The organism is Formosimonas limnophila, assembly GCF_014652675.1.
GTDB classification, from domain to species: domain Bacteria; phylum Pseudomonadota; class Gammaproteobacteria; order Burkholderiales; family Burkholderiaceae; genus Hydromonas; species Hydromonas limnophila.
Genome location: NZ_BMZG01000004.1, coordinates 194,921 through 214,873 on the forward strand (window position 1 = coordinate 194,921; position 19,953 = coordinate 214,873).

Below are 19,953 nucleotides of genomic sequence, written 5' to 3' on the forward strand. Positions count from 1 at the left end.
ATTACCGCACCGTTTGGTAGTTTTGAGGCTCACTTATGAACCAACTCATCCCAACATCACAAAACGCACAAGCTCAGCGGCTTGTGCGTTTTGTCATGCTGCTGTCTGTGTTGGTAGCGATGGTGGTGGTGGCTTTTTCGTTGTGGTTTGATGCTCGCTCGTTGCCGATGGATGTGTTTATTTCGTTGCGCTTGCCGCGTGTGCTCGCCGCGTTTGGTGTGGGTGGTTTATTGGCATTGTCTGGCGTGATGTTGCAGGTGTTGTTGCGTAATCCTTTGGCTGAGCCTTATATTTTGGGGGCGGCGTCTGGTGCGTCTTTTTGTGTGCTGTTGGGCATGTTGTTGGGTGGGGCTTGGTGGTTGTTACAAGGGGCTGCGTTGTTTGGCGCATTGTCCGCGTTGGCAGCGATGCTCTGGATGATGCGGCGGCACGCAAGGCTTGAGGGTGATGTGACGGTGTTGCTGCTGCTCGGTGTGTTGTTGGCTGCTTTGCTCAATGCGGCGGTGAGCGCCATTTTATTGGTGCTGCCTGACCGTGTGATGCGTGGTGCACTGTTTTGGATGTTGGGTGATTTGGCGGGTTCAGGGCAGTTTTATGCGGCGTGGTTTGGCGTGTGGCTGTGTCTCATCGCAACGATGCTTTTGGCGCAGCCTATGGCGGCGTTGATGCGTGGTGCGGTAATGGCGCACAGCATTGGGGTCAATGTGTCGCGTGTGCGCGTGCAATTGCTTCTGCTGTCAGGTTTAGCGACAGCATTGGCCGTGATGGAGGCGGGGGCGATTGGCTTTGTTGGTTTGATTGTGCCGCATGTGGTCAAGGCGGTTGGTGCGCGGCATTTCGCGACGAACATGAGGGTGGTTTTGCCTTTGTGTGCCTTGTGGGGAGGGATTTTATTAGTGGTGGCTGATTGGTTGGCGCGCACGTTGTTTGCGCCGCTTCAGTTGCCTGTTGGGTTGTTTACGGTGGCATTGGGTGCGCCGTTACTCGCTTGGCGGCTCATCAAACGAATGCAAGGAGGATCGGCATGAGTGCGTTATCGGTTCGTGCGTTGAGCATCTATCATGAAGGCCATTTGGTGGTTCAACCTTTCGATTGGTCTGTGGAAGCAGGTGAAAAGTGGGCGGTGCTGGGGGTGAATGGCGCGGGCAAGTCCAGTGTGATCCATGCGTTGTTGGGGCTTAATCGTCAGAATAATCCACAGGTGTGGCTTGATAGTGTGTCCTTGTCGGCGTTAAGTGCGAAGCAGCAAGCCGCATCTCGTGTCTATGTGCCGCAGCGTTACGATGAACCATTTACTGTGACGGTGTGGCAAGCGCTACAAAGTGTTGTGCCTGATGCAGATGAACGGCAGTGTGTGTCAGCTTTGGCTTTGTTTGGGTTAATTGGTCGCGCAAATGCATGGGTGCATACATTATCAGGTGGTGAGCGTCAGCGTTTGACGTGGGCTTTTGCGCATGTCCGCAGCAGTCAGCAGACGTGTTTGGGTTTGTTCGATGAACCTCTATCTGCGCAGGATTTGGCGTGGCAGCAACGATTATTACAACGACTAAAAAATCTGCCCTATGCCGTGGTGGCTGCAGTGCATGATTTGAATCATGTGATGCAGTTTGCATCACATGTGTTGCTGTTGACTCATGACGAAGCGACGGGTGTGTCAAGTGTCTTGGCTCAGGGGTGTGTTGAAGAGGTGATGCAAGATGATTTGCTGTCCACGGCATTTGGTGTACCACTTAAATGTGCTGAAGCTGTGCATTGGCGAACAGACATGACATAAGGGCGGCAGGCAAAAAAGACGCGGATGTTGCTTATGCGTTTGGGGCGCAGTGATTCAGATTGCTTTAAGCATCAAATTATTTATCATCTGTACTTGAAAACAACCGTACATGTTCGCGTAAGGCGTATCGATCGGTCATGCCCGCAATGTAATCGGCGATGCGACGAGCCTGAGTGATCTTGTCATTCGGGACTTGATAGTCTTGTGCCAATAATCTCGGCTCGTCGATAAATGCGGCGAACAGCTCACGAATCACACGCTGTGCTTTGACGCTGCTGCGCATGACTTGATGATGACGGTACATGTGGATCATCAAGTATTGTTTGAGCGTGCTCATGTGCGTGCGCATCTCCTCTGAGAAACTGGCTAATTGCGGTGCAGCCCGTACGTCCTCGATGGTTTGAATTCCATGGGCAGCGATGCTATTTGCGGTGGTTTGGGTCAAATCGACCACCATTGCATTGATGATGCGGCGAACCGTTTCTAAGACTTCTCGGTGCCCTCTAATCTGAGGGAATGCGTGTCGTACTTCATCGTGGTACTGTGCAAACAAAGAGGATTCTCGCATGCCTTCCAAACTCAAAATTCCAGAACGAAGGCCATCGTCAATGTCATGGTTGCTGTAAGCGATGGCGTCAGCGATGTTGGTGATTTGTGCCTCCAGTGAGGGTTGTGTGCCGTTCAAGAATCGCTCACCGACGTCGCCGAGTTGCTCAGCATTACGGCGGGCGCAGTGTTTGAGAATCCCTTCGCGGGTTTCAAAGGTCAAATTCAAACCATCAAAACCACCGTAGCGCTCCTCTAGTACATCCACAATCCGCAAACTTTGTAAGTTGTGCTCAAAGCCACCATAGGGTTGCATGCATTCGTTCAAGGCATCTTGCCCTGCGTGGCCAAAAGGCGTGTGGCCCAAATCGTGTGCCAGTGCAATTGCTTCAATTAAGTCCTCGTTCAAACGCAGTTGCCGCGCCAGTGCCCGCGCCAGCTGCGCCACTTCCATGCTGTGCGTCAGGCGTGTGCGAAAAAGATCGCCTTCGTGATTCACAAACACCTGAGTTTTGTACTCTAATCGTCGAAATGCCGTCGCGTGCACAATCCGGTCTCGGTCGCGTGCGAACGGGCTGCGAGCAGGGTCGACGGTTTCATGATAAAAACGCCCGCGCGATGTCGAGTTGGAGGCAGCGTAAGTTGCCAAATAAGTTTCGTAGTTGGTTGTGAACATATGATCAGTGCCCTCGTGGATAATAAGAAGCCTCTATTTTATGCGCCAACTCAAACGTTTGGCTGTCGCCAATTAATTGACAAGGGGGAACGCCTCAGTCAATACTGTTGAATGTTGGCTATTTTTGAATCCATAACAAAAGCAACGCTATATTTAGCTCGTGTAATTGCAACGTATAGTTTTGCTTTTGCTTTGCCTTCTAAATTTTCACCGTTCTTAAGCCAGTTAAGCATCTTAGGGGTTGGATAAATCAGTACACGTTCGTAGGTTTGACCTTTTGATGCGCCAAAATTGCAGAATTGAAAATTTTCATTCACCCCTTGCTTTAAATTCCATCGCAATTGAACAGGTTTGAATTGCTCAAGGTATTGAGTAACGTTTTTTTTGTTAACCGTAAAAATGCCTTGATGATCAATGCCAGTATTTGGGCAGCATCTACATGGTTGAGTTGCCTCAAAATCATTAGAGTACAGCTGCGATGAAAAGTCACAAATGGCTTGATTGCTTCGATGTGAGGCGGATAAAGTTTGCTCATCAATTTCAAAAGGCGTTTTTTTGACTTCGATTTCAGTGTTCAAAAAGTCCTTAATTTTCCCATTACGATAGTTCTTATGTTTAGACTCGTAATGCGTTTCAAAAGTAGTCTGCCGTGGGTCGCCAACCAGTAAAACTTTTGATGATGATTCAAAAAAAAGTTTTAGTAACGCAAGGTCATATCCAGCTAAATCTTGCACTTCATCAACATAAATATGCGTGAAAATTTTACTTATACGGCTGATGACTGCGCCTTTTGTTTTTTCATTGGATTTAAAAACAAATTTTGACAGTCTGTCCGACAAAATTTTAGTTTTGCCAACAAAATAATGTCGCATGAAGTCTGTATTTTCAGGATACGGAAAACTTACACCCACCTTATTTTTGAATGAGCCATACTCACGACCATTATTAATAATCAAACCGTTAATTTCAATATCGAATAACTTATCATTAAACGAACCTTGAAACGGTCTCACACCATGCTGTAATAAAAATGAAAACCACGTTTGTATCGTGACATGTTTGGGCACGCAACCATTTAAAGAGATAAATCGCTGTGTAATCGAACGTTCATTTTCTTGGGTGTACGTTGTAATCAGTATTTTTTCGTTTGGATACTTCAAAGACTCTTGAACCAAAAAATGAGTTTTGCCCGCACCAGCCCCTGCAATCATCAGTTTATTTTTCATCCGAAATCCAATCAACTGCATCATTGATGTATTCAGGCATCACAACCTCATCAGTACTACCAAACACGCTTAAAGCCCAAGTTGTTTTGTTTTTAATCATCCAAGCCACCAATTCGTTTGTGCTCGATTCGCTGCGCCCTAAAATTGTGTTCAAGGAAGCCAAAGGATTCACATGAGCAAATTGTGGCTCAAGTGTGTTTTGCTGGTTATCACTGTCTGCGCAAATTTTGATGCTTGTGCATGATGAAAATTCAGTATATTTTTTTGTTATATTTTCCTTAAAATCACCATCGTTATCAGTCACAACCGCAACAGGCTTGTTAATCAGTTGGGCAATTTCTAAAAAGCGTTTAAAACTCAGCCCTACGGAAATAACGTCAATTCCTTTTTCTATCGGCAAACAATTAAATTTTTGCAAAAAAGCCTTTTGCACAATCAGTTCATCCGATGGACCTTCCACTAAAATAGCTTTTTTTGCCAACACCATGCGTAAAGTTTCAAAACCAGCCAATTTTTCAAAAAAAACTTGTGTGTCTGGTTTTAAATCAGATAGTTTCATTGCGACTCTATTGTTCAGTAACGTCAAGTGGCTTAAATTTAGTTTGTTTGCCACGAAACTGCTGTGCGTTGTAATCAGTATCTGTTTACCTTCGCATTTGTCTTGAATGGTTTTAATCAGCTGATTGAGTTTGGTGTGCGATAAATGGTTTTCTGGTTCTTCAATTAACACCAAACTTGAATTTTGGGACTTTTTTTGTGCCAACGCCAAGTGTGTTTTGATTAAGCACTGTTCGCCCTTGCCAATTTGATGAAATGGGATGTCCGCAACATACGTCATGAGGGCATTATCCCAAGAATTCTTTGCCGACAAATCAACTGATATTTCAACAGCCTTTTCTGACAAACCCGCATTTGTTGAGATTTTGCGGTTGAGCTGAACAATGGCATAATCGCCCATAAAGGTTTCTTTAAGTTTTCGATAAGACTGAGCCAAAGCAACCGTTTCTTTGCTGTCTAAATCATCACGAATAATTTTAGAAATATAAACATCCGAACCATTTTGCAAACGGCTTGAAGTCGAATCAATAACGACTGATTTTAGTGGAATGCTGCGTGTTGTGATGCTCTCGCGGGCAAAGGTTATGAGCGTGGTTTTATAGTATTCAATCGGGATGGTTTTCACTAAATCAGGCGTTTTAATCAACTCCTCGTATTCCGCTTTGTACGTATCATCGAACTCAATATGAAAGCTAAAACCTATGGCTGTTTTGTCTTTTTTAGAGTTTAGATCACCCTTGAAAATATCTAAACTATCGTCTGAAAGAAAAACCTCAATTGTGATTTTGGGTGGTGCAAGTGCTGTTTTATTTGCAAGGCTATTTAAATACTCTTGCTCTGCTTCATTGTTAAAAAAATAAGAGGTCAACTCATTTCGCAGGTATTTCCCGTTGAGCATACCCGTTAATGCAAGGTGAGCCGCTTCTAACACAGTTGACTTGCCCGCCTCATTGTCACCAACCAATACATTGAGTCCAGCATTCAGCTTCAAAGAAAAGTCTCTAAAGCACTTGTAATTGGTGATGTTAATTTCTGATATATAGCTCATAAATATTCTCTACACAAAATTTCCGATTGTAATCGGCAAGAAATGACTTAATTTTCAAATCACTTCGCACACCCGCAAAGTTTCGCGCAATATAATCTTGGGAGCGGTTTGGATTTTGTATTTGCCGATACCCTCGAGCAGGACGAATTTTATTTGGCCTGCATCGGATTTTTTGTCCAACTTCATGAGTTCAATCATTTTGTCGATGCCGAGTTTCGGTGGTTCGGTCGGCAAACCAGCGGCTTTGACGAGATTCTGGATGCGAGTGACGTCGGTGGCAGAGAGTTGCCCTAAGCGATGTGATAAATCGGCAGCGAGTATCATACCGACGCCGACAGCTTCGCCGTGCAACCATGCTCCATAACCCATGCCTGCTTCGATGGCGTGGCCGAAGGTGTGGCCGAAGTTAAGAATGGCACGGATGCCGCCTTCTTTTTCGTCTTGTGCTACAACCTCTGACTTGATTTCACAGGAGCGTACGATGGCGTGGGTGAGGGCGGCTTCGTCTTTGGCCATGAGTTTTGGCATGTTGTCTTCTAACCAGCTAAAAAACGCTGCGTCGTAGATGGCACCGTGCTTGATGACTTCGGCCATGCCTGCCGATAATTCATTGCCGGGGAGTGTATTGAGTGTGCTCAAGTCGGCGAGCACTAACTGCGGCTGATAAAACGCGCCAATCATATTCTTACCCATTGGGTGGTTGATGCCTGTTTTGCCACCAACGGATGAGTCAACCTGTGAGAGCAGTGTGGTGGGAACTTGAATAAACGGTACGCCGCGCATGTATGAAGCCGCAGCAAAACCCGTCATGTCACCGACAACGCCGCCACCCAGGGCAATTAGGGTGGTTTTACGGTCACACTGGTTGGCGAGCAGGGTGTCAAAAATCGTATTGAGCGTTTCGAGATTTTTGTACTCTTCGCCAGTGGGTAGCGTGTGAATATGAACCGTTTTGCCCAGTCCACGAATTGTTTTCGCCAGTTGCTCGGCATACAGTGGACCGACAATGGTGTTGGTCACAATCAAAACCGTTTTGCCTATGATGGCTTTTTGGAGTGGCTCTGCAGCGTGCGATGCATTGCTGCCGATGATAATGGGATAGGTGCGGTCACCTAATGCAACATGGAGTGTGTTCATGGTGTGTTTCCTGCAGTGTGTTGGATTAATGCTTGAATGATCTGTGTGGCTACTTGACCGACTTGGCCAGCGCCTGTGGTGACTTCGAAGTCAGCCAGTTCGTGATAAATCGGATGGCGGATGTCGTACAGTGATCTGAGTGTGCCCAGCGGATTACTATTTTGTAATAAAGGTCGACCTTTGTCATGGCGCGTGCGGTGAAGCAACCGCTCGGGCGTCGTCCAAAGGTAGACAACCCAGCCGTTGGCTTTGAGGTGTTCACGATTTTCTGGGCGCAAAACAGCGCCACCGCCTGTGGCGAGAACCAAATGGGAGCGCTGCGTCAGATCGGCGATTGCACGAGCTTCGCGTTCACGAAAGCCAGCTTCGCCCTCTATCTCAAAAATAGTGTTGATGGTGGTGCCTGTCCGCGCAATGATTTCGTCATCTGAGTCAACAAAGTCACGTTGCAGTGCTTGTGCAAGGATGCGGCCAACGGTGGATTTACCCGCACCCATCAAACCGATGAGATAGACGTTGGGTGCGTTTTGCAAAATAACGCGTTGCTCGGCTGTGAGCGGTAGAGGAGGGTTTTTTTTTCGATTCATGGTGACTCAGATGAATGCAGGTTGGAAAGAGCGGTGGGCTTGCCTTTGGCATCGAGCACATAAGGAGTAAGGAATATCAACAGTTCTGTTTTACTCACACTTTTATCCGTGCGTTTGAATAGGTAACCGAGCAGCGGAATGTCGCCGAGTAAAGGCACTTTGTTTTCGCTGTTGTTACTGGCTTCTTGATAAATACCGCCGATGACCAATGTCCCGCCATTTTCGACTTTGACTTGTGTTTGCACGTGCTTGGTGTTGATGGTGTAGCCTGCGTCGGTGACCAGAGAGCCAATGCTGTCTTTGGCGACATCCACATCCATGATCACATCACCATTGGGTGTGATTTGCGGTGTGACCTCCAGCTTGAGGTTCGCTTTTCGGAAGGACGTCGAAGTCGCGCCTGAACTGGTGGATTCTTGGTAGGGGATTTCGGTACCTTGCTCAATCAGTGCTTTGACATTATTGCTGGTGACAACGCGAGGGCTGGAGATGACCTTACCTAAACCATCAACCTCAAGTGCGGAGATTTCGAGGTTAATGAATTGGGATAAACCTTTGCGAAATACGCTAACCGCATAGGTCGCTGGGTCTACGGCTGCTGAGGCAATGGCGGCGCCAAAACTTTGGTTGCTGCCAAAGTACGTGCTGTTGCCTTGGCTGCGCGTTGGGATTTGGATGTTTTGGCTCGGGTTTGTCGGGTTGGGCACAGACTGAAAGCCAGAGCTGGTTAAGTCATTAAAGCTCAGCTTCATACCCAAACTGCGTGAAAAACTATCGTCCGCTTCAACGATTCGCGCCTCGATGAGTACCTGACGTGCTGGTTGGTCAATGCGCTTAATGAGTCCACGAATCTGAGCCACGCGATCTGGCGTGTCTTGTACAAGTAGCTGGTTGGATAGTGGGTCAGCCATCACTGCGCCATGAGGTGAGAGTAAACGCTGACTCTCGACAATCATTTTGCGTACCGACTCGGCTTTTTGGTATTGAAGGACGATGGTGTCGACACGGCCATAGTTCTGTATGCCGTAACTGTTTGTGCCATCGTCGTAACCTTGCTCACTGAGCATCACAGAGTCGCCTGTGACGAAGTAGGTATTGTTGCTTTTTTCGACGGTTAGGTTTTTGGCTTTGACAATGACAGCCAATGCTTCTTGCCAAGAGGCATCCTTTAGATTTAGCGTCATAGTGCCTGTGACAGACTCATTGGCGACGATATTCACACCCGCTGTCTCGCCGAGCACTTGTAACAAAGCGCGCACAGGGACATCTTGAAATGAGAAGGCCATGCGTTTGTCTGTTGGTGCTGCGCTTAACGTTAATCCAATTGAGGCGTCGCTGGCTTGTGCAAGCAGCGGTGTACTTGTCATCAGCAATAGCCATGCAGCGAAGTGAGCGCAAACTTGAGCCAATTGATGCGTTCGGGTGCGTTGGGTGGCTTGATTTTTGTTCATCAATGCTCCAGTTGGCCTTTTGTAATAGTGTGGGTTTTGCCGTTTGCAGACAGTTGTAAGTTCTGTTCGGTGAGTTGTGTCACAGACCATGATTCTTTACCAATGTGCTCGTGTAGGTTGACCCGGTAAAGTCGCTCGCCAACTCTGACAATACCCCAAGTTCCGCCATTTTGGTGTAACACACCTTGATAATTGATTTCTCCTAATGTTGCTTGGCTCAATGTTGGCGCATGGGGTTTGATGTTTTGCTGAGGACGCTCAAGCGGCGATTCTGGTAAAGGCGTGGCCACTTCTGTGATCAATGACGTCACTTCATCCAAATTTTTTTGTTCAGTGGTTTTGGCAGATGATTCGTTGCTGGCGATGAAGGCTTGTTTGTTGAGTGAGCTGGGCAGCTCACTACTAAATAGCTGAGTTGTGGCTGCTTGTTCGGGTGGGTGAACGTTGTTTTTTGCTTGCTCGCGCGCTTGCGTCGTCCATTGACTGACATGCTCAACACTGGTCAGGCTGTCAGGTTGCTTTTGGCATGCGCTTAAGATAAGTAGGGAGGTTATTTGAAGCATCAATGAGCCTTTCATTTGGCAGCTCCTTTGATGAAAAACAATTGCATTTTAGCTCTGACCTTGTTGGCATCAAGACCGTTAATCGTTAGACGCTCCAATGAAATGATTTCAGGGCGTTTTGCCAGTTCATGTGTCCATGTCAAAACATTGGCATAGTTGCCCTCTAATTCGATGGTGAGCTGACCAACACCGCTGTCGGCGGCCAACTGATCGGCGAGGTGAATGTTTTGATTGGGGGTGGTCACCTCTTTAAAAGGAACGGGGGTCAGTGAGACGGGGTGAAGTTGTTGATCTGTTGCACTGGTGACCAAGTCAGTGTACCACTGAGGGATGTCTTGCACACTGATCGGTCGCTGGTCTTGAACGCGCATGTCGTGAATCTCAAGGCTCTGTTGCGCTTTTAGCTGCGCTGATTGTCGGTATTGTTGTTGCAGGGTGTTTGTTTGTGATTGCTTGGCTTGTACGGCTTGCCACAAGGGCATGAGAGACAAAACAGCCACTAATGCAATGACTGTCAAAGAAGCAAGCAACAGCAGCAGACGGCGTGGTGTACTTGGCCAATTCATGATTTCAGCCAAATCAAGTTGTGCCCACGTGTGCCAATCGTTACTTTGGTTCATCGGGGTTTCCTTGGTTGGTGGGGGTGCTGATTTTTTGTTTTTTATTGATTAATTCTATGGAAAATTGCCAGTATTGTTGCGTTTGAGCCGTTTTACTGCTGATTTGGTTCAGGCGGACATGGTGGCTGGCTGCGACACGCGGGTTGAGTTGTTCTAGCAGTGCGGCAACGCTTTGCGGTGAATTTGCGTTACCTGTGATGACGACGTTGTCGTTTTCTTGACGTGCGTCAGTAAACTGAACGGACTGATTGGACAAATCATTCAATGCTAGCATCCAATCAAGGTGGTTGGCGCTGCGTATTTTCCACGCTGTAATTTGTCCTAATCGAGCGGCTTCTTCTATTACTGGTTGGCCATCTTTGATTGGTGTCGTGCTGGTTGCGGCATTTATAGACACGAGTTCGGCTTCTAATGCGTGGTTGATGGCGTCTGTTTTGTTTTGCTGATACCACAAAGCTCCGTAACTACATGACAGTACGAGAGAAGTAAACAACCCAGCCAACACGGTTTCTTGAATAAAGTCGGCTTTTTGAGGCTGTTTCTTTTGGTTCGGCCACAGGTTTAAGAGGGGTGATGACAAATAAATCTGCTGGCTAAGATGCCAAACAGTGCCCAAACGTGCCTGCAAGTCAGCATTTGTACTCCCTTCAGTTGGTGTACCGACTGGGCGTACAGACAAACCCAGACGTGTTTGAAGAGATGACTGGGCTTGTGTCCAATCCAAGCCCAAGCCTGTGCACAGCATCTGTGTCATTTTGGGCAAATCCTTGTCCAACCATTGCTTCGCTGCATTTTCGATTTCATTCACGGCAAAGTTGGTTGGTAGCTGCAGGTGCTTTTGAGAGCCAGCTTGATGAGGGGCGCGATAAAGAAACCCCGCTTGTGACAGTGCGTTGGGGTCAAAGTGACGAGCTTGGTGCTGCCTGTGGCCTTTTTTATCTGGCCACCACATTTGTAAACGGTCGTATTCGACTTGGCAGACAAACTGAGTGGGTATTTGAGGTTGGCTCTGTGGTGACTCATGATGGTGAATGCCTGCCCAAACCTGTTGCTCTGGGCACACCCATTTCAAATGCCAGTCAGTTTTGGCGAAAGCTGCGCTGTATTGAGCCACTTCTGTTTGTCGAGCCACGGCCAGCATGGTTTCGTTTTCATTGTGCTGAGTAAAGTCATAAAACACCTCTGACATCGATAAGCCCACTGTCTGCGAAATATGGCGTGTGACTTGGTAGTCACGCTCCTCTATATCCAAACCAGTTGGCAAAGTGATGTACTGCACATGCACCAATGTTGTCGGCAGTACCACCGCCACATCCAGTCTGGCGATGTCTATTTCTGCCTTCAAGCGACTTATCAGTTGCTCAGGTGCAATCAAACGCTGGTTTTGTATCACGTCATGTGGTAAAGGCAAAACACCCGCCTTGATGGTGCGCGTGCCTCGCCGCACGAGATAAACGACCTCGTGTTCAAATAACGCAATCACCAGCAGGGGCGCATTTTGTCGAAATAAACGCAACCAACGACGATTTGAAATCAATCTTGTTTCCTTAACAACACAGAGTCACTTCATTGAAAGCACACACAACTCGACTATAAAGAATACGAAAAGCATGTTTGAGGTTCGCAGTGCGGATATAAAAACCCCTATGATAATCAATGCTTTTTCACACAAAGCCATCTTGCAAGTATACAATAAGCACCAATTTCCCGACGGCACTTTTGTCCGAAACATTTAACTGAAAACACCATGAGCACAGACAAGACAGTTGATTCACAGAACAATCAAAATGAAACATCGCCCACCAAAACGCCGAAAAGCAAAGGCTCGTTGTGGTGGCGCATCATCAAGGGTGGATTTTGGACGGGTGTGATTGGCACATTTATCGGCGTTATCGTTTTAGCCATTGCCGTTGCAATGGCTTGGCCAACCTTGCCATCGGTTGATGCGCTGAAAGACTACAAGCCACGTATGGCTATGCAGATTTTTACCGAAGATGGTCAATTGATTGGTGAATTTGGTGAAGAACGTCGAAAAATGATTGCTATTAAAGACGTGCCAGAGCATGTTAAATGGGCGATTTTGTCGATTGAAGATGCACGTTTTTATGATCATGATGGCATTGATTACAAAGGCTTGGGGCGTGCCATCATCAACAATGTGCTTCATCCCAATGACCCACAAGGCGCATCAACCATCACGCAGCAGTTGGCAAAAAACTTCTTTTTAAGCTCGGAACGAACGTTTAACCGTAAGTTTTATGAAGCACTCATGGCGAAAAAAATCGAGCAAAATTTGAGTAAAGATGAAATTTTAGAGCGTTACATCAATCACATTTTCTTGGGTGAGCGCGCTTATGGTTTCCCTGCAGCTGCCGAGATTTATTTTGGTAAAGAGCTAAAGGATGTCAGTATTGCCGAGGCTGCTATGCTCGCAGCTTTGCCGCAAGCACCTGGTCGTAATAACCCGATCCGCAACCGAGCCAACGCTGACTCTCGCCAACAATACATATTGGAGCGTATGCGTGACATTGGTAAAATCAATCAAGCCCAGTTCGACGAAGCCAAAAAAGAAACTGTGCGCATTGTTGATACACGCAGTGCTGCCATCAATCGTCAGTACAGTGTACATGCTGAATATGTGGCAGAAATGGCGCGACAGTTAATGTTTGAACGTTATAAAGACGCCGCATATACCGAAGGACTTAAGGTGTACACCACTATTAATTCTGCTGAGCAGACCGCCGCTTATGAAGGCGTGCGAAAAGCAGTGCTTAATTACGACACCAAATATGGCTATCGAGGTGCGGAAGCTCAGTACGAGTTGCCAGCAAAAGCGGCAGAGCAATTGACTGCGTTGGATAAGATTTTTGATGACCCCAAACATAAAGACTTCGATAACTTGCGTGCTGCGGTTGTCTTGTCTGCCTCGGGTACCAGCGTTAAGGCCGTTCTGGCAGATGGTGAAGAGATTAGTATCACAGGCAGTGGTTTGAATTTTGCCAAAAAAGCCATGGGTTCAGGTAAAAGCCCTATCAAAACAGGCTCTGTTATTCGTGTCATTGAAAACATTGATGATGCGAGTTGGCGTATTAGTCAAGTGCCTGAAGTCCAAGCCTCTTTCATCTCGATGTCATCGACAGATGGTGCGGTGCGCGCATTGGTGGGTGGGTTTGATTTCAATCAGAGTAAGTTTAATCGTGTTACTGATGGCTATCGTCAACCAGGTTCGGGCATTAAACCGTTTATTTATTCGGCAGCGATGGAAAAAAATGGTTTGAATACAGGGTCAATTGTTGATGATACCCCTATTCAAATAGGTAGCTGGCGTCCACAGAACTCAGATGGACGTTATTTGGGTCCTGTTCCGCTATCGACGGCCTTGGCCAGTTCGCGCAATATGGTTTCGATTCGTTTGTTACAAAGCATTGGTAACGATTACTTCCGTCAGTATGCCACTCGTTTTGGTTTCGAGCCAAAGCGGATTGACCAGTATTTGACTGTCGCACTCGGTGCAATGGAAACAACGAGTTGGCAGTTGGCTGGTGCGTACGGTGTTTTTGCTAATGGTGGGTACAAGGTCAATCCTTACATTATCACCAAAGTGATTGACCGTAATGGAGCCACGATTTTGCAAGCACAGCCGAAAAAGTCTGGTGACCCTACCAATCGCGTGATTACCGAAAAAAATGCGGCCATGACGGATGCTCTGATGCGTGGTGTGGTGCGTAGTGGTACGGGTCGTGCGGCGTCGGCACTTGGGCGTTCCGATATTGGTGGTAAAACGGGTACAACCAATGACTCAAAAGATGCTTGGTTCAATGGTTATCAACCTAAGTTGGTGGGGATTGCATGGATGGGGTTTGATAAGCCGAAATCACTTGGTGCGGGCGAGTTTGGTGGCACATTGGCTTTGCCGATTTGGATGAATTATATGCGTGTGGCTCTGAACAAACAAAAGGTTGAAGTCAGCAAAGAGGTGGTAGAGGACACGCCTGTGACAACTGAGCCTGCTGCTCCAGTTGATCCAAATGCTGCACCTGAAGAGTTGAAAGTTGATTCAAAGGCAGTGCCGCCATCGAATAGTGAAGCGCGTAAAGCAGCAGAGAAAACCAACGAGGCTGATGTGAAAGAGGCTGCGAAGCCTCAGCCAGCACCTGAAGCCCCTGTTTTGCCAGCTGCCCCTGTTACTCCCAAGGAGCCTGTGGTACCTAAGCCTGCACCTGCGGCGGGTGGTTAAGTAGTTTGCGCTTATTGATTTTCGCAGGTGCTTAGCCCCCGAAAAGTTTACGGTGGCTCAACTAAGCCTCATACAAAAAAGCGAGTCGTTTTTGACTTGCTTTTTTGCATTTGACTTTCGGTTATGTGTTTACTTTTTGTGTCCAAATCGTCGGGTGATTTTGAGGACGTCTTTCAATGTGCGTAAATTTTTAAACACGTGAGCCAAATGGACTCGATCAGTCACGTCAATAATGACATCAAGGTGGTTAAGATTGGCGATGGTGTTCATTGAGGCTGACTCAATGTTTGCACCCATTTCACTAATTTTAGAGGCAATTTTGGCCAATAAGCCACGCTCATTCTTGGTGATGATTTGCAAAGCGACAGGAAATGGATCAACTATCTCGGCTTGTTTGTCCCAATCCAGCTCAATCCAGCGTAAGTTGTCGTGGCTGCGTTGGCTGCGAGCGGTAGGGCAGTCTGCCGTGTGAACAACGAGGCCTTGGCGACGTAGTAGGTGACCAATAATGGCGTCACCACGGATGGGGTGGCAGCATTTGGATAGGGTGAGGGTGTTGGTTTCGTCACCGCGAATCACTAACCGTTCGACTTCTGGACGGGTCATCGCTGCTGCGCTGGTGCGTACGATATCTGAATGCTTGTGGTTGCCACCAATCATAAGTAGGCGCTGAGCGGTAATATTGGCGGGTCGAATGTCCAGACCAACTTCAGAGAACAGCTCGTCACGCGTTTTGCATCCTGTGTCAGCCAGTAGCTTGTCCCAAGTTTCTTTGTCGTCAATGTTCGGGAAAGGAATGTGGATGTTATTGACGGCTTGACGCAAAAGTTGTTCACCAAGCTGGGCGGACTCAACCACACGCTGAGATTTGAAGTAGTGACGCAACTCTGAGCGTGCCTTGCCTGTTTTGACTTGCGATAGCCATGAAGGGTGTGGTGTGGCCGCATTGTCGGTGATGATTTCTACCTTGTCACCGTTTTTTAGCTCTGTGGACAGTGCGGCTGATAGGCCGTTGATTCGGCTGGAGGTGGCGTGGTTGCCCACATCCGTGTGTATGGCATACGCGAAATCAAGCACCGTGGCATGACGTGGCAATGTCAATATTCGGGATTTGGGCGTGAACACATAAATCGCATCGGGCGACAAGTCCACTTTGACGTGCTCGAGGAACTCGATGGAGTCATTGGTTTTTTGCTGAATGTGCAGCAAGGATTGTAGTGTGAGGTGAGATTGTTTTTGAACTTCAGAAAAACTCACGTCGTGTTCTTTGTATAACCAATGTGTGGCAATGCCTGATTCGGCGATGCGGTGCATGTCATGTGTGCGGATTTGAAACTCAATCGGGGTGCCGTAAGGGCCAATCACCGTTGTATGGAGTGACTGATAGCCATTCTTTTTGGTCAGTGCAATGTAGTCTTTGAAACGACCAGGTACCGGATTGAATAATCCATGTAAGACGCCAATACTCAGATAACAATCGGCACGTGAAGTGACCAAAATTCTTATGCCATGCACATCTAATACTTTCGAGAGACTGAGCTTTTTGCTCTTCATCTTTTGGTAAATAGACGCGAGGTTTTTTTCTCGACCAGAGACATCCGCATCGATTTGGTTTTGCATGAAGGTGGTATTGACTTTGTCGAGCACTTTATCAAACAGCTCGCGTTTTTGCATCCGTGCACGTTTGAGGGCTTTGTCAATCACTGCTGCACGCAGCGGCTGGGTTTGGAAGAAGCACAGGTCTTGCAGCTGGCGGTAAATGCCGTCCAAGCCGAGGCGATGCGCAATCGGCGCATAAATCTCTAAGGTTTCATGGGCGATACGGCGACGCTTTGCCAACGACAATGTTTCCATTGTAGACAAGTTGTGCAAGCGATCTGCCAGTTTGACCAAAATGACACGCACATCGTCAGCCATGGCGAGCAGCATTTTGCGGAAACTCTCGGCTTGCTGGGCTTCTTTACTGTCGAAGTGTAACTTGTCGAGTTTGGATAAGCCGTCAACCAAGTTGGCGACCGACGCGCCAAATTCAGAGGCCAGTGCGACTTTGTCTGTTCCCGTGTCCTCTAAAACGTCGTGCAGCAACGCTGCCATGATGGACTGGGTGTCGAGTTTCCATGTGGCACACAAAGTGGCCACGGCAATCGGGTGTGTGATGTATGGCTCGCCTGTCTGGCGAAATTGACCCAGATGGGCGGCATCCGCGACTTGGTAGGCTGCGCGAATCTTAGTACGATCCTCATCCGACAGATACATGGCCAGTTGGTTGAATAAGTCGTTTAACCCATCCTTGATGAGGTCAGCGTGCTGCTGTTTGTGTGCCGTTGCGTCCGTCATGATAGTGCTCGCCGCGTGAGGGTCAGGCGGCGTTTGATTGGCAGGCGGGCGGTTTTTTGGCATAGGAGTCACACAGTATTGATAAAAAAAGCCATTGAACTCAATGGCTTTTGGGATGAGTGACCCAGTGTTTAGCTTGGTACTTTCAGCAGCATTTCGACACCAACTTCGCCAGCGGCGATTTCACGCAAGGCGGTGACAGTTGGTTTATCCGTGCTCATGACGCGCGGCGTGTGGCCTTGTGCGAGTTGGCGCGCGCGGTAGGTTGCGGATAGTGTCATTTCAAAGCGATTTGGGATTCTTTTTAAGCAGTCTTCAACGGTAATGCGTGCCATGGTATTTCCTCTTTTGGATTGTCTGGGGGCGTATTGCCCACAGAGATTTACTGAGCATGTATGCCCAAGTCATAAAATAGGCTGGGACGGCGCGAGAATTGTTGCGCAAACCGCAAACGAGCGGCTTTGACCACATGGGTTAAATCTGCAAGTGCGCTGTCCAAATTTTCGTTAATGATAACATATTCGAAGTTAGGCGCGTGCGCCATTTCATTGCCCGCTGCGAGTAGACGGCGGGTGATGACTTCTTCAGAGTCTGTGCCGCGTTTGTACAATCGTTCACGCAAGGCAGTCAGGGAGGGCGGCAGAATGAAAATCCCCGTCATTTGTGGGAAAAAATGGCGAACTTGCTGTGCGCCTTGCCAGTCGATTTCGAGCAAAACATCTTTGCCGCTTTCTAAGGCGTTGTGAATCCACGCCTTGGATGTGCCGTAGTAGTTGCCATGGACTTCGGCCGATTCGATAAACTCGCCACGAGATTGTCGCTCTAAAAAATCTGACACAGTGGTGAAATGATATGACTCACCATTTGTTTCGCCTGTGCGCGGTTCACGGGTGGTGTATGAAACCGAAAGCATGATGTTTGGGTCATTGGTTAATAATGCGTTGACCAATGTGGATTTGCCTGCGCCGCTGGGCGCTGCGACAACGAATAGTGTGCCGGGTTGATTGATTTGACTGACGGGCATAAACGTCCTTCCTGACGATGTGTTTTTTGGGCTTTTTCGTTTGGTTTGTTGATGGGCTATGTGCTAGTTATCTTGTGCGTTATTCTAAGTTTTGAACTTGTTCACGCATTTGCTCAATGATGATTTTTAAATCCATTGAGGCTTGGGTTTGCAGCAGACTGGCTGATTTTGAACCGAGGGTGTTGGCTTCTCGGTTGAACTCTTGCATGAGGAAGTCGAGTTTTTTACCGACCGAACCGCCGTCGCGCAGGGTTTTTCGGGCATTGGCGATGTGGCCATCAAGACGATCGAGCTCTTCGGACACATCAATGCGGATGGCGGTGAGAGAGACTTCCTGTTTGATTCGTTCAATCAGCTCCTCACGTGGAATGGCTGATGTGGCGATGGTCACCTCGTTTTTGTTTGCGTCCATCGCTTTGAGCAGGCGTTCGGTCAGCCGAGCCTCTTGGTGTGCGAGGAGTTCTGGGAGCTGCTGGCGCAGGTTTGTGACGATGTTGCCGATGGCCTCAAGGCGATTGTTGAGTGTTTGAGCCAAATGTGCGCCTTCGGTTGCTCGGTTTGTAAGGAACGTGTCTAAAGTTTGATTGACCAGTGTTTCGACTTCAGCTGCTTGCACCGATGCGAGCGCATGTGCCGCGCCTACGCTGCTGGGCAAAACGCTGGGATGGTTGAGCAGTTGGTTGACCGAGAGTGGTGCGGCGTTGGGTGCGCAGGCAATGATGCTGGCTTGTAGGTCGAGCAAGGTTTGTAGAGCTTCATTGTTGATGTGGGTCGTTGGCACGGTGTCGTTAGCGGTTGCTTGCCATGAAATTTTGCACTCGATTTTGCCGCGTTTGATGCGCTGGTTGATGGATTCGCGCAAAATGCCTTCGAATGGTGCGAGTTCTTCGGGGACTTTTAGAATTAGCTCTAAGTAGCGACTGTTGACACTTTTGAGCTGTAAGGCGAGGGTGCAAGCACTGCTGGAGACTTCGGCGCTGCCGAAACCTGTCATGCTGAAAATATTAGTGGGTGTGTTCATGTACAATGCTCAGACTTAAGAAGTTAAAATTTTTTCATCATTTTAGATAGAGATTTCAATATGATACACCGAGCACAGGGGCGTACGCCCGACCAATTGCGAAAAGTCACCATCGAACGCAACCATACCAAACATGCGGAAGGTTCTGTACTGGTTAGCTTCGGCGATACCAAAGTGTTGTGCACTGCCAGCGTTCTTGATAAAGTCCCTCCACACAAAAAAGGCAGCGGCGAAGGCTGGGTGACGGCCGAGTACGGCATGTTGCCCCGCGCGACGCACACACGTAGTGATCGTGAGGCAGCGCGAGGCAAGCAGACAGGACGGACTCAAGAGATTCAGCGTTTAATCGGACGCTCTTTGCGCGCAGTGGTGGATCTGAAATTGTTGGGTGAGCACACGATTCAGGTGGACTGTGACGTGATTCAAGCTGATGGTGGCACTCGCACGGCGTCGATTACGGGAGCGTATGTGGCTTTGGCTGATGCGGTGTCTTGGATGATTGCTCAGAAAAAAATTGGCCAAACCCCTATCAAAGATGCGATTGCGGCGATTTCGGTTGGCGTGGTCGGTGGTGTGCCGATGTTGGATTTGGATTACTCGGAAGACTCCAGTTGTGACACAGATATGAATGTGGTGATGACTGGGGTGGGTGGCTTTGTTGAAATTCAGGGAACGGCTGAAGGGACACCGTTTAGTGTCGATGAGCTCAATGCTTTGCTTGGATTGGCACAAAAGGGCATTCACGAGTTAATCGCGGTTCAGAAACTGGTGTTGGGAGAGTAATTGATGCTGATAACGGCTGTGTCATTGTTGCTATGGTTAAGTGTTGCTTTAGCGGTTACTGGCCTTTTTCTCGGGTATGTTTTCGGGTTGGTGGCTGTGCCTACTGTGACTGAAAAACGTGGGTGGAAATATTTTTTACTTATCACCGCGATGGTTTTGCCTCTTTATGGTGCAATTTTTTGTTTGGCAAACTATAAAAAAACCACATATGCGAGTAATTTTATCCTTATGGGACTTGGTTTTGCAGCTTTCTCTGGATTATTGAACTACACGCTTTCCATTTTAAAGTAGCGTCAGTAATAAATGTGCTGATCTATCCTGCTTGTATGGTTTGAATATGTGGTTTGTGTTGCTGACGGCGCGGA

Annotated in this window: 18 protein-coding genes; 5 read left to right on the top strand and 13 right to left on the bottom strand. The window is 47.9% G+C overall.

The window, feature by feature from the left end; genetic code table 11:
* The first annotated feature begins 35 nt into the window (after positions 1-35).
* Positions 36-1,028 (top strand): FecCD family ABC transporter permease, encoded by a 993-nt coding sequence (locus IE082_RS05015; RefSeq protein WP_189492467.1) that lies wholly within the window; start codon positions 36-38, stop codon positions 1,026-1,028.
* Positions 1,025-1,774, top strand: coding sequence for an ABC transporter ATP-binding protein (locus IE082_RS05020; RefSeq protein WP_189492469.1), 750 nt, complete (start codon positions 1,025-1,027; stop codon positions 1,772-1,774). The genes IE082_RS05015 and IE082_RS05020 overlap by 4 nt, the downstream gene beginning before the upstream one ends.
* Positions 1,775-1,850: 76 nt before the next feature.
* Here the strand turns inward: IE082_RS05020 and IE082_RS05025 are convergent, their stop codons facing one another.
* From IE082_RS05025 to IE082_RS05065, 9 genes are all read right to left on the bottom strand, one after another.
* The gene (locus IE082_RS05025; protein WP_189492471.1) at positions 1,851-2,996 is read right to left on the bottom strand and encodes a deoxyguanosinetriphosphate triphosphohydrolase; all 1,146 of its coding nucleotides are present in this window, start codon (positions 2,994-2,996) and stop codon (positions 1,851-1,853) included.
* A gap of 98 nt (positions 2,997-3,094) precedes the next feature.
* On the bottom strand, positions 3,095-4,222 hold the full coding sequence (locus tag IE082_RS05030; protein WP_189492473.1) for a UvrD-helicase domain-containing protein: 1,128 nt from the start codon (positions 4,220-4,222) through the stop codon (positions 3,095-3,097).
* On the bottom strand, positions 4,212-5,828 hold the full coding sequence (locus IE082_RS05035) for an ATP-dependent nuclease (RefSeq protein WP_189492475.1): 1,617 nt from the start codon (positions 5,826-5,828) through the stop codon (positions 4,212-4,214). Before IE082_RS05035 ends, IE082_RS05030 begins: the two co-directional genes overlap by 11 nt.
* Positions 5,829-5,882: 54 nt before the next feature.
* Positions 5,883-6,965, bottom strand: a complete 1,083-nt coding sequence (aroB, locus tag IE082_RS05040) for a 3-dehydroquinate synthase (RefSeq protein ID WP_189492477.1) — start codon at positions 6,963-6,965, stop codon at positions 5,883-5,885.
* Positions 6,962-7,462, bottom strand: a complete 501-nt coding sequence (locus IE082_RS05045) for a shikimate kinase (protein ID WP_189492586.1) — start codon at positions 7,460-7,462, stop codon at positions 6,962-6,964. Before IE082_RS05045 ends, aroB begins: the two co-directional genes overlap by 4 nt.
* An 86-nt stretch (positions 7,463-7,548) precedes the next feature.
* Positions 7,549-9,003, bottom strand: coding sequence for a type IV pilus secretin PilQ (locus IE082_RS05050; RefSeq protein ID WP_189492479.1), 1,455 nt, complete (start codon positions 9,001-9,003; stop codon positions 7,549-7,551).
* Positions 9,003-9,581, bottom strand: a complete 579-nt coding sequence (locus IE082_RS05055) for a pilus assembly protein PilP (protein ID WP_189492481.1) — start codon at positions 9,579-9,581, stop codon at positions 9,003-9,005. Before IE082_RS05055 ends, IE082_RS05050 begins: the two co-directional genes overlap by 1 nt.
* Positions 9,578-10,186 carry a hypothetical protein gene (locus IE082_RS05060; protein ID WP_189492484.1) on the bottom strand — a complete coding sequence of 203 codons (609 nt, stop codon included), beginning with the start codon at positions 10,184-10,186 and terminating at the stop codon, positions 9,578-9,580. Before IE082_RS05060 ends, IE082_RS05055 begins: the two co-directional genes overlap by 4 nt.
* Positions 10,173-11,723, bottom strand: coding sequence for a PilN domain-containing protein (locus tag IE082_RS05065; protein WP_189492487.1), 1,551 nt, complete (start codon positions 11,721-11,723; stop codon positions 10,173-10,175). Before IE082_RS05065 ends, IE082_RS05060 begins: the two co-directional genes overlap by 14 nt.
* A gap of 210 nt (positions 11,724-11,933) precedes the next feature.
* Here IE082_RS05065 and IE082_RS05070 point away from each other — a divergent pair, with 210 nt between their 5' ends.
* Positions 11,934-14,423 (top strand): penicillin-binding protein 1A, encoded by a 2,490-nt coding sequence (locus IE082_RS05070; RefSeq protein WP_189492490.1) that lies wholly within the window; start codon positions 11,934-11,936, stop codon positions 14,421-14,423.
* 129 nt (positions 14,424-14,552) lie between these two features.
* Here the strand turns inward: IE082_RS05070 and IE082_RS05075 are convergent, their stop codons facing one another.
* The 4 genes from IE082_RS05075 to IE082_RS05090 form a co-directional block, all read right to left on the bottom strand.
* A complete protein-coding gene (locus tag IE082_RS05075) occupies positions 14,553-16,823 on the bottom strand; it encodes a RelA/SpoT family protein (protein ID WP_229809728.1) in 2,271 nt (756 codons plus the stop codon).
* A 68-nt stretch (positions 16,824-16,891) separates the two neighbouring features.
* Complete coding sequence (rpoZ, locus tag IE082_RS05080; protein ID WP_189492493.1) at positions 16,892-17,095, bottom strand: DNA-directed RNA polymerase subunit omega; 204 nt, start codon at positions 17,093-17,095, stop codon at positions 16,892-16,894.
* Between the two features lie 47 nt (positions 17,096-17,142).
* On the bottom strand, positions 17,143-17,784 hold the full coding sequence (gene gmk, locus IE082_RS05085) for a guanylate kinase (protein ID WP_189492496.1): 642 nt from the start codon (positions 17,782-17,784) through the stop codon (positions 17,143-17,145).
* 79 nt (positions 17,785-17,863) lie between these two features.
* A complete protein-coding gene (locus IE082_RS05090; RefSeq protein ID WP_189492499.1) occupies positions 17,864-18,805 on the bottom strand; it encodes a YicC/YloC family endoribonuclease in 942 nt (313 codons plus the stop codon).
* A 60-nt stretch (positions 18,806-18,865) separates the two neighbouring features.
* Here IE082_RS05090 and rph point away from each other — a divergent pair, with 60 nt between their 5' ends.
* Positions 18,866-19,588 carry a ribonuclease PH gene (gene rph / locus IE082_RS05095; protein WP_189492503.1) on the top strand — a complete coding sequence of 241 codons (723 nt, stop codon included), beginning with the start codon at positions 18,866-18,868 and terminating at the stop codon, positions 19,586-19,588.
* A 3-nt stretch (positions 19,589-19,591) separates the two neighbouring features.
* Positions 19,592-19,879 carry a hypothetical protein gene (locus tag IE082_RS05100; RefSeq protein ID WP_189492506.1) on the top strand — a complete coding sequence of 96 codons (288 nt, stop codon included), beginning with the start codon at positions 19,592-19,594 and terminating at the stop codon, positions 19,877-19,879.
* The last annotated feature ends 74 nt before the right edge of the window (positions 19,880-19,953 follow it).

What these genes read in the sequence shown, in the direction of transcription:
- IE082_RS05015 (WP_189492467.1), top strand. Translation starts at nt 36, where the DNA reads ATGAACCAACTCATCCCAACATCACAAAACGCACAAGCTCAGCGGCTT.
- IE082_RS05020 (WP_189492469.1), top strand. Translation starts at nt 1,025, where the DNA reads ATGAGTGCGTTATCGGTTCGTGCGTTGAGCATCTATCATGAAGGCCAT.
- IE082_RS05025 (WP_189492471.1), bottom strand. Translation starts at nt 2,996, where the DNA reads ATGTTCACAACCAACTACGAAACTTATTTGGCAACTTACGCTGCCTCC.
- IE082_RS05030 (WP_189492473.1), bottom strand. Translation starts at nt 4,222, where the DNA reads ATGAAAAATAAACTGATGATTGCAGGGGCTGGTGCGGGCAAAACTCAT.
- IE082_RS05035 (WP_189492475.1), bottom strand. Translation starts at nt 5,828, where the DNA reads ATGAGCTATATATCAGAAATTAACATCACCAATTACAAGTGCTTTAGA.
- aroB (WP_189492477.1), bottom strand. Translation starts at nt 6,965, where the DNA reads ATGAACACACTCCATGTTGCATTAGGTGACCGCACCTATCCCATTATC.
- IE082_RS05045 (WP_189492586.1), bottom strand. Translation starts at nt 7,462, where the DNA reads ATGGGTGCGGGTAAATCCACCGTTGGCCGCATCCTTGCACAAGCACTG.
- IE082_RS05050 (WP_189492479.1), bottom strand. Translation starts at nt 9,003, where the DNA reads ATGAACAAAAATCAAGCCACCCAACGCACCCGAACGCATCAATTGGCT.
- IE082_RS05055 (WP_189492481.1), bottom strand. Translation starts at nt 9,581, where the DNA reads ATGAAAGGCTCATTGATGCTTCAAATAACCTCCCTACTTATCTTAAGC.
- IE082_RS05060 (WP_189492484.1), bottom strand. Translation starts at nt 10,186, where the DNA reads ATGAACCAAAGTAACGATTGGCACACGTGGGCACAACTTGATTTGGCT.
- IE082_RS05070 (WP_189492490.1), top strand. Translation starts at nt 11,934, where the DNA reads ATGAGCACAGACAAGACAGTTGATTCACAGAACAATCAAAATGAAACA.
- IE082_RS05075 (WP_229809728.1), bottom strand. Translation starts at nt 16,823, where the DNA reads ATGCCAAAAAACCGCCCGCCTGCCAATCAAACGCCGCCTGACCCTCAC.
- rpoZ (WP_189492493.1), bottom strand. Translation starts at nt 17,095, where the DNA reads ATGGCACGCATTACCGTTGAAGACTGCTTAAAAAGAATCCCAAATCGC.
- gmk (WP_189492496.1), bottom strand. Translation starts at nt 17,784, where the DNA reads ATGCCCGTCAGTCAAATCAATCAACCCGGCACACTATTCGTTGTCGCA.
- IE082_RS05090 (WP_189492499.1), bottom strand. Translation starts at nt 18,805, where the DNA reads ATGAACACACCCACTAATATTTTCAGCATGACAGGTTTCGGCAGCGCC.
- rph (WP_189492503.1), top strand. Translation starts at nt 18,866, where the DNA reads ATGATACACCGAGCACAGGGGCGTACGCCCGACCAATTGCGAAAAGTC.
- IE082_RS05100 (WP_189492506.1), top strand. Translation starts at nt 19,592, where the DNA reads ATGCTGATAACGGCTGTGTCATTGTTGCTATGGTTAAGTGTTGCTTTA.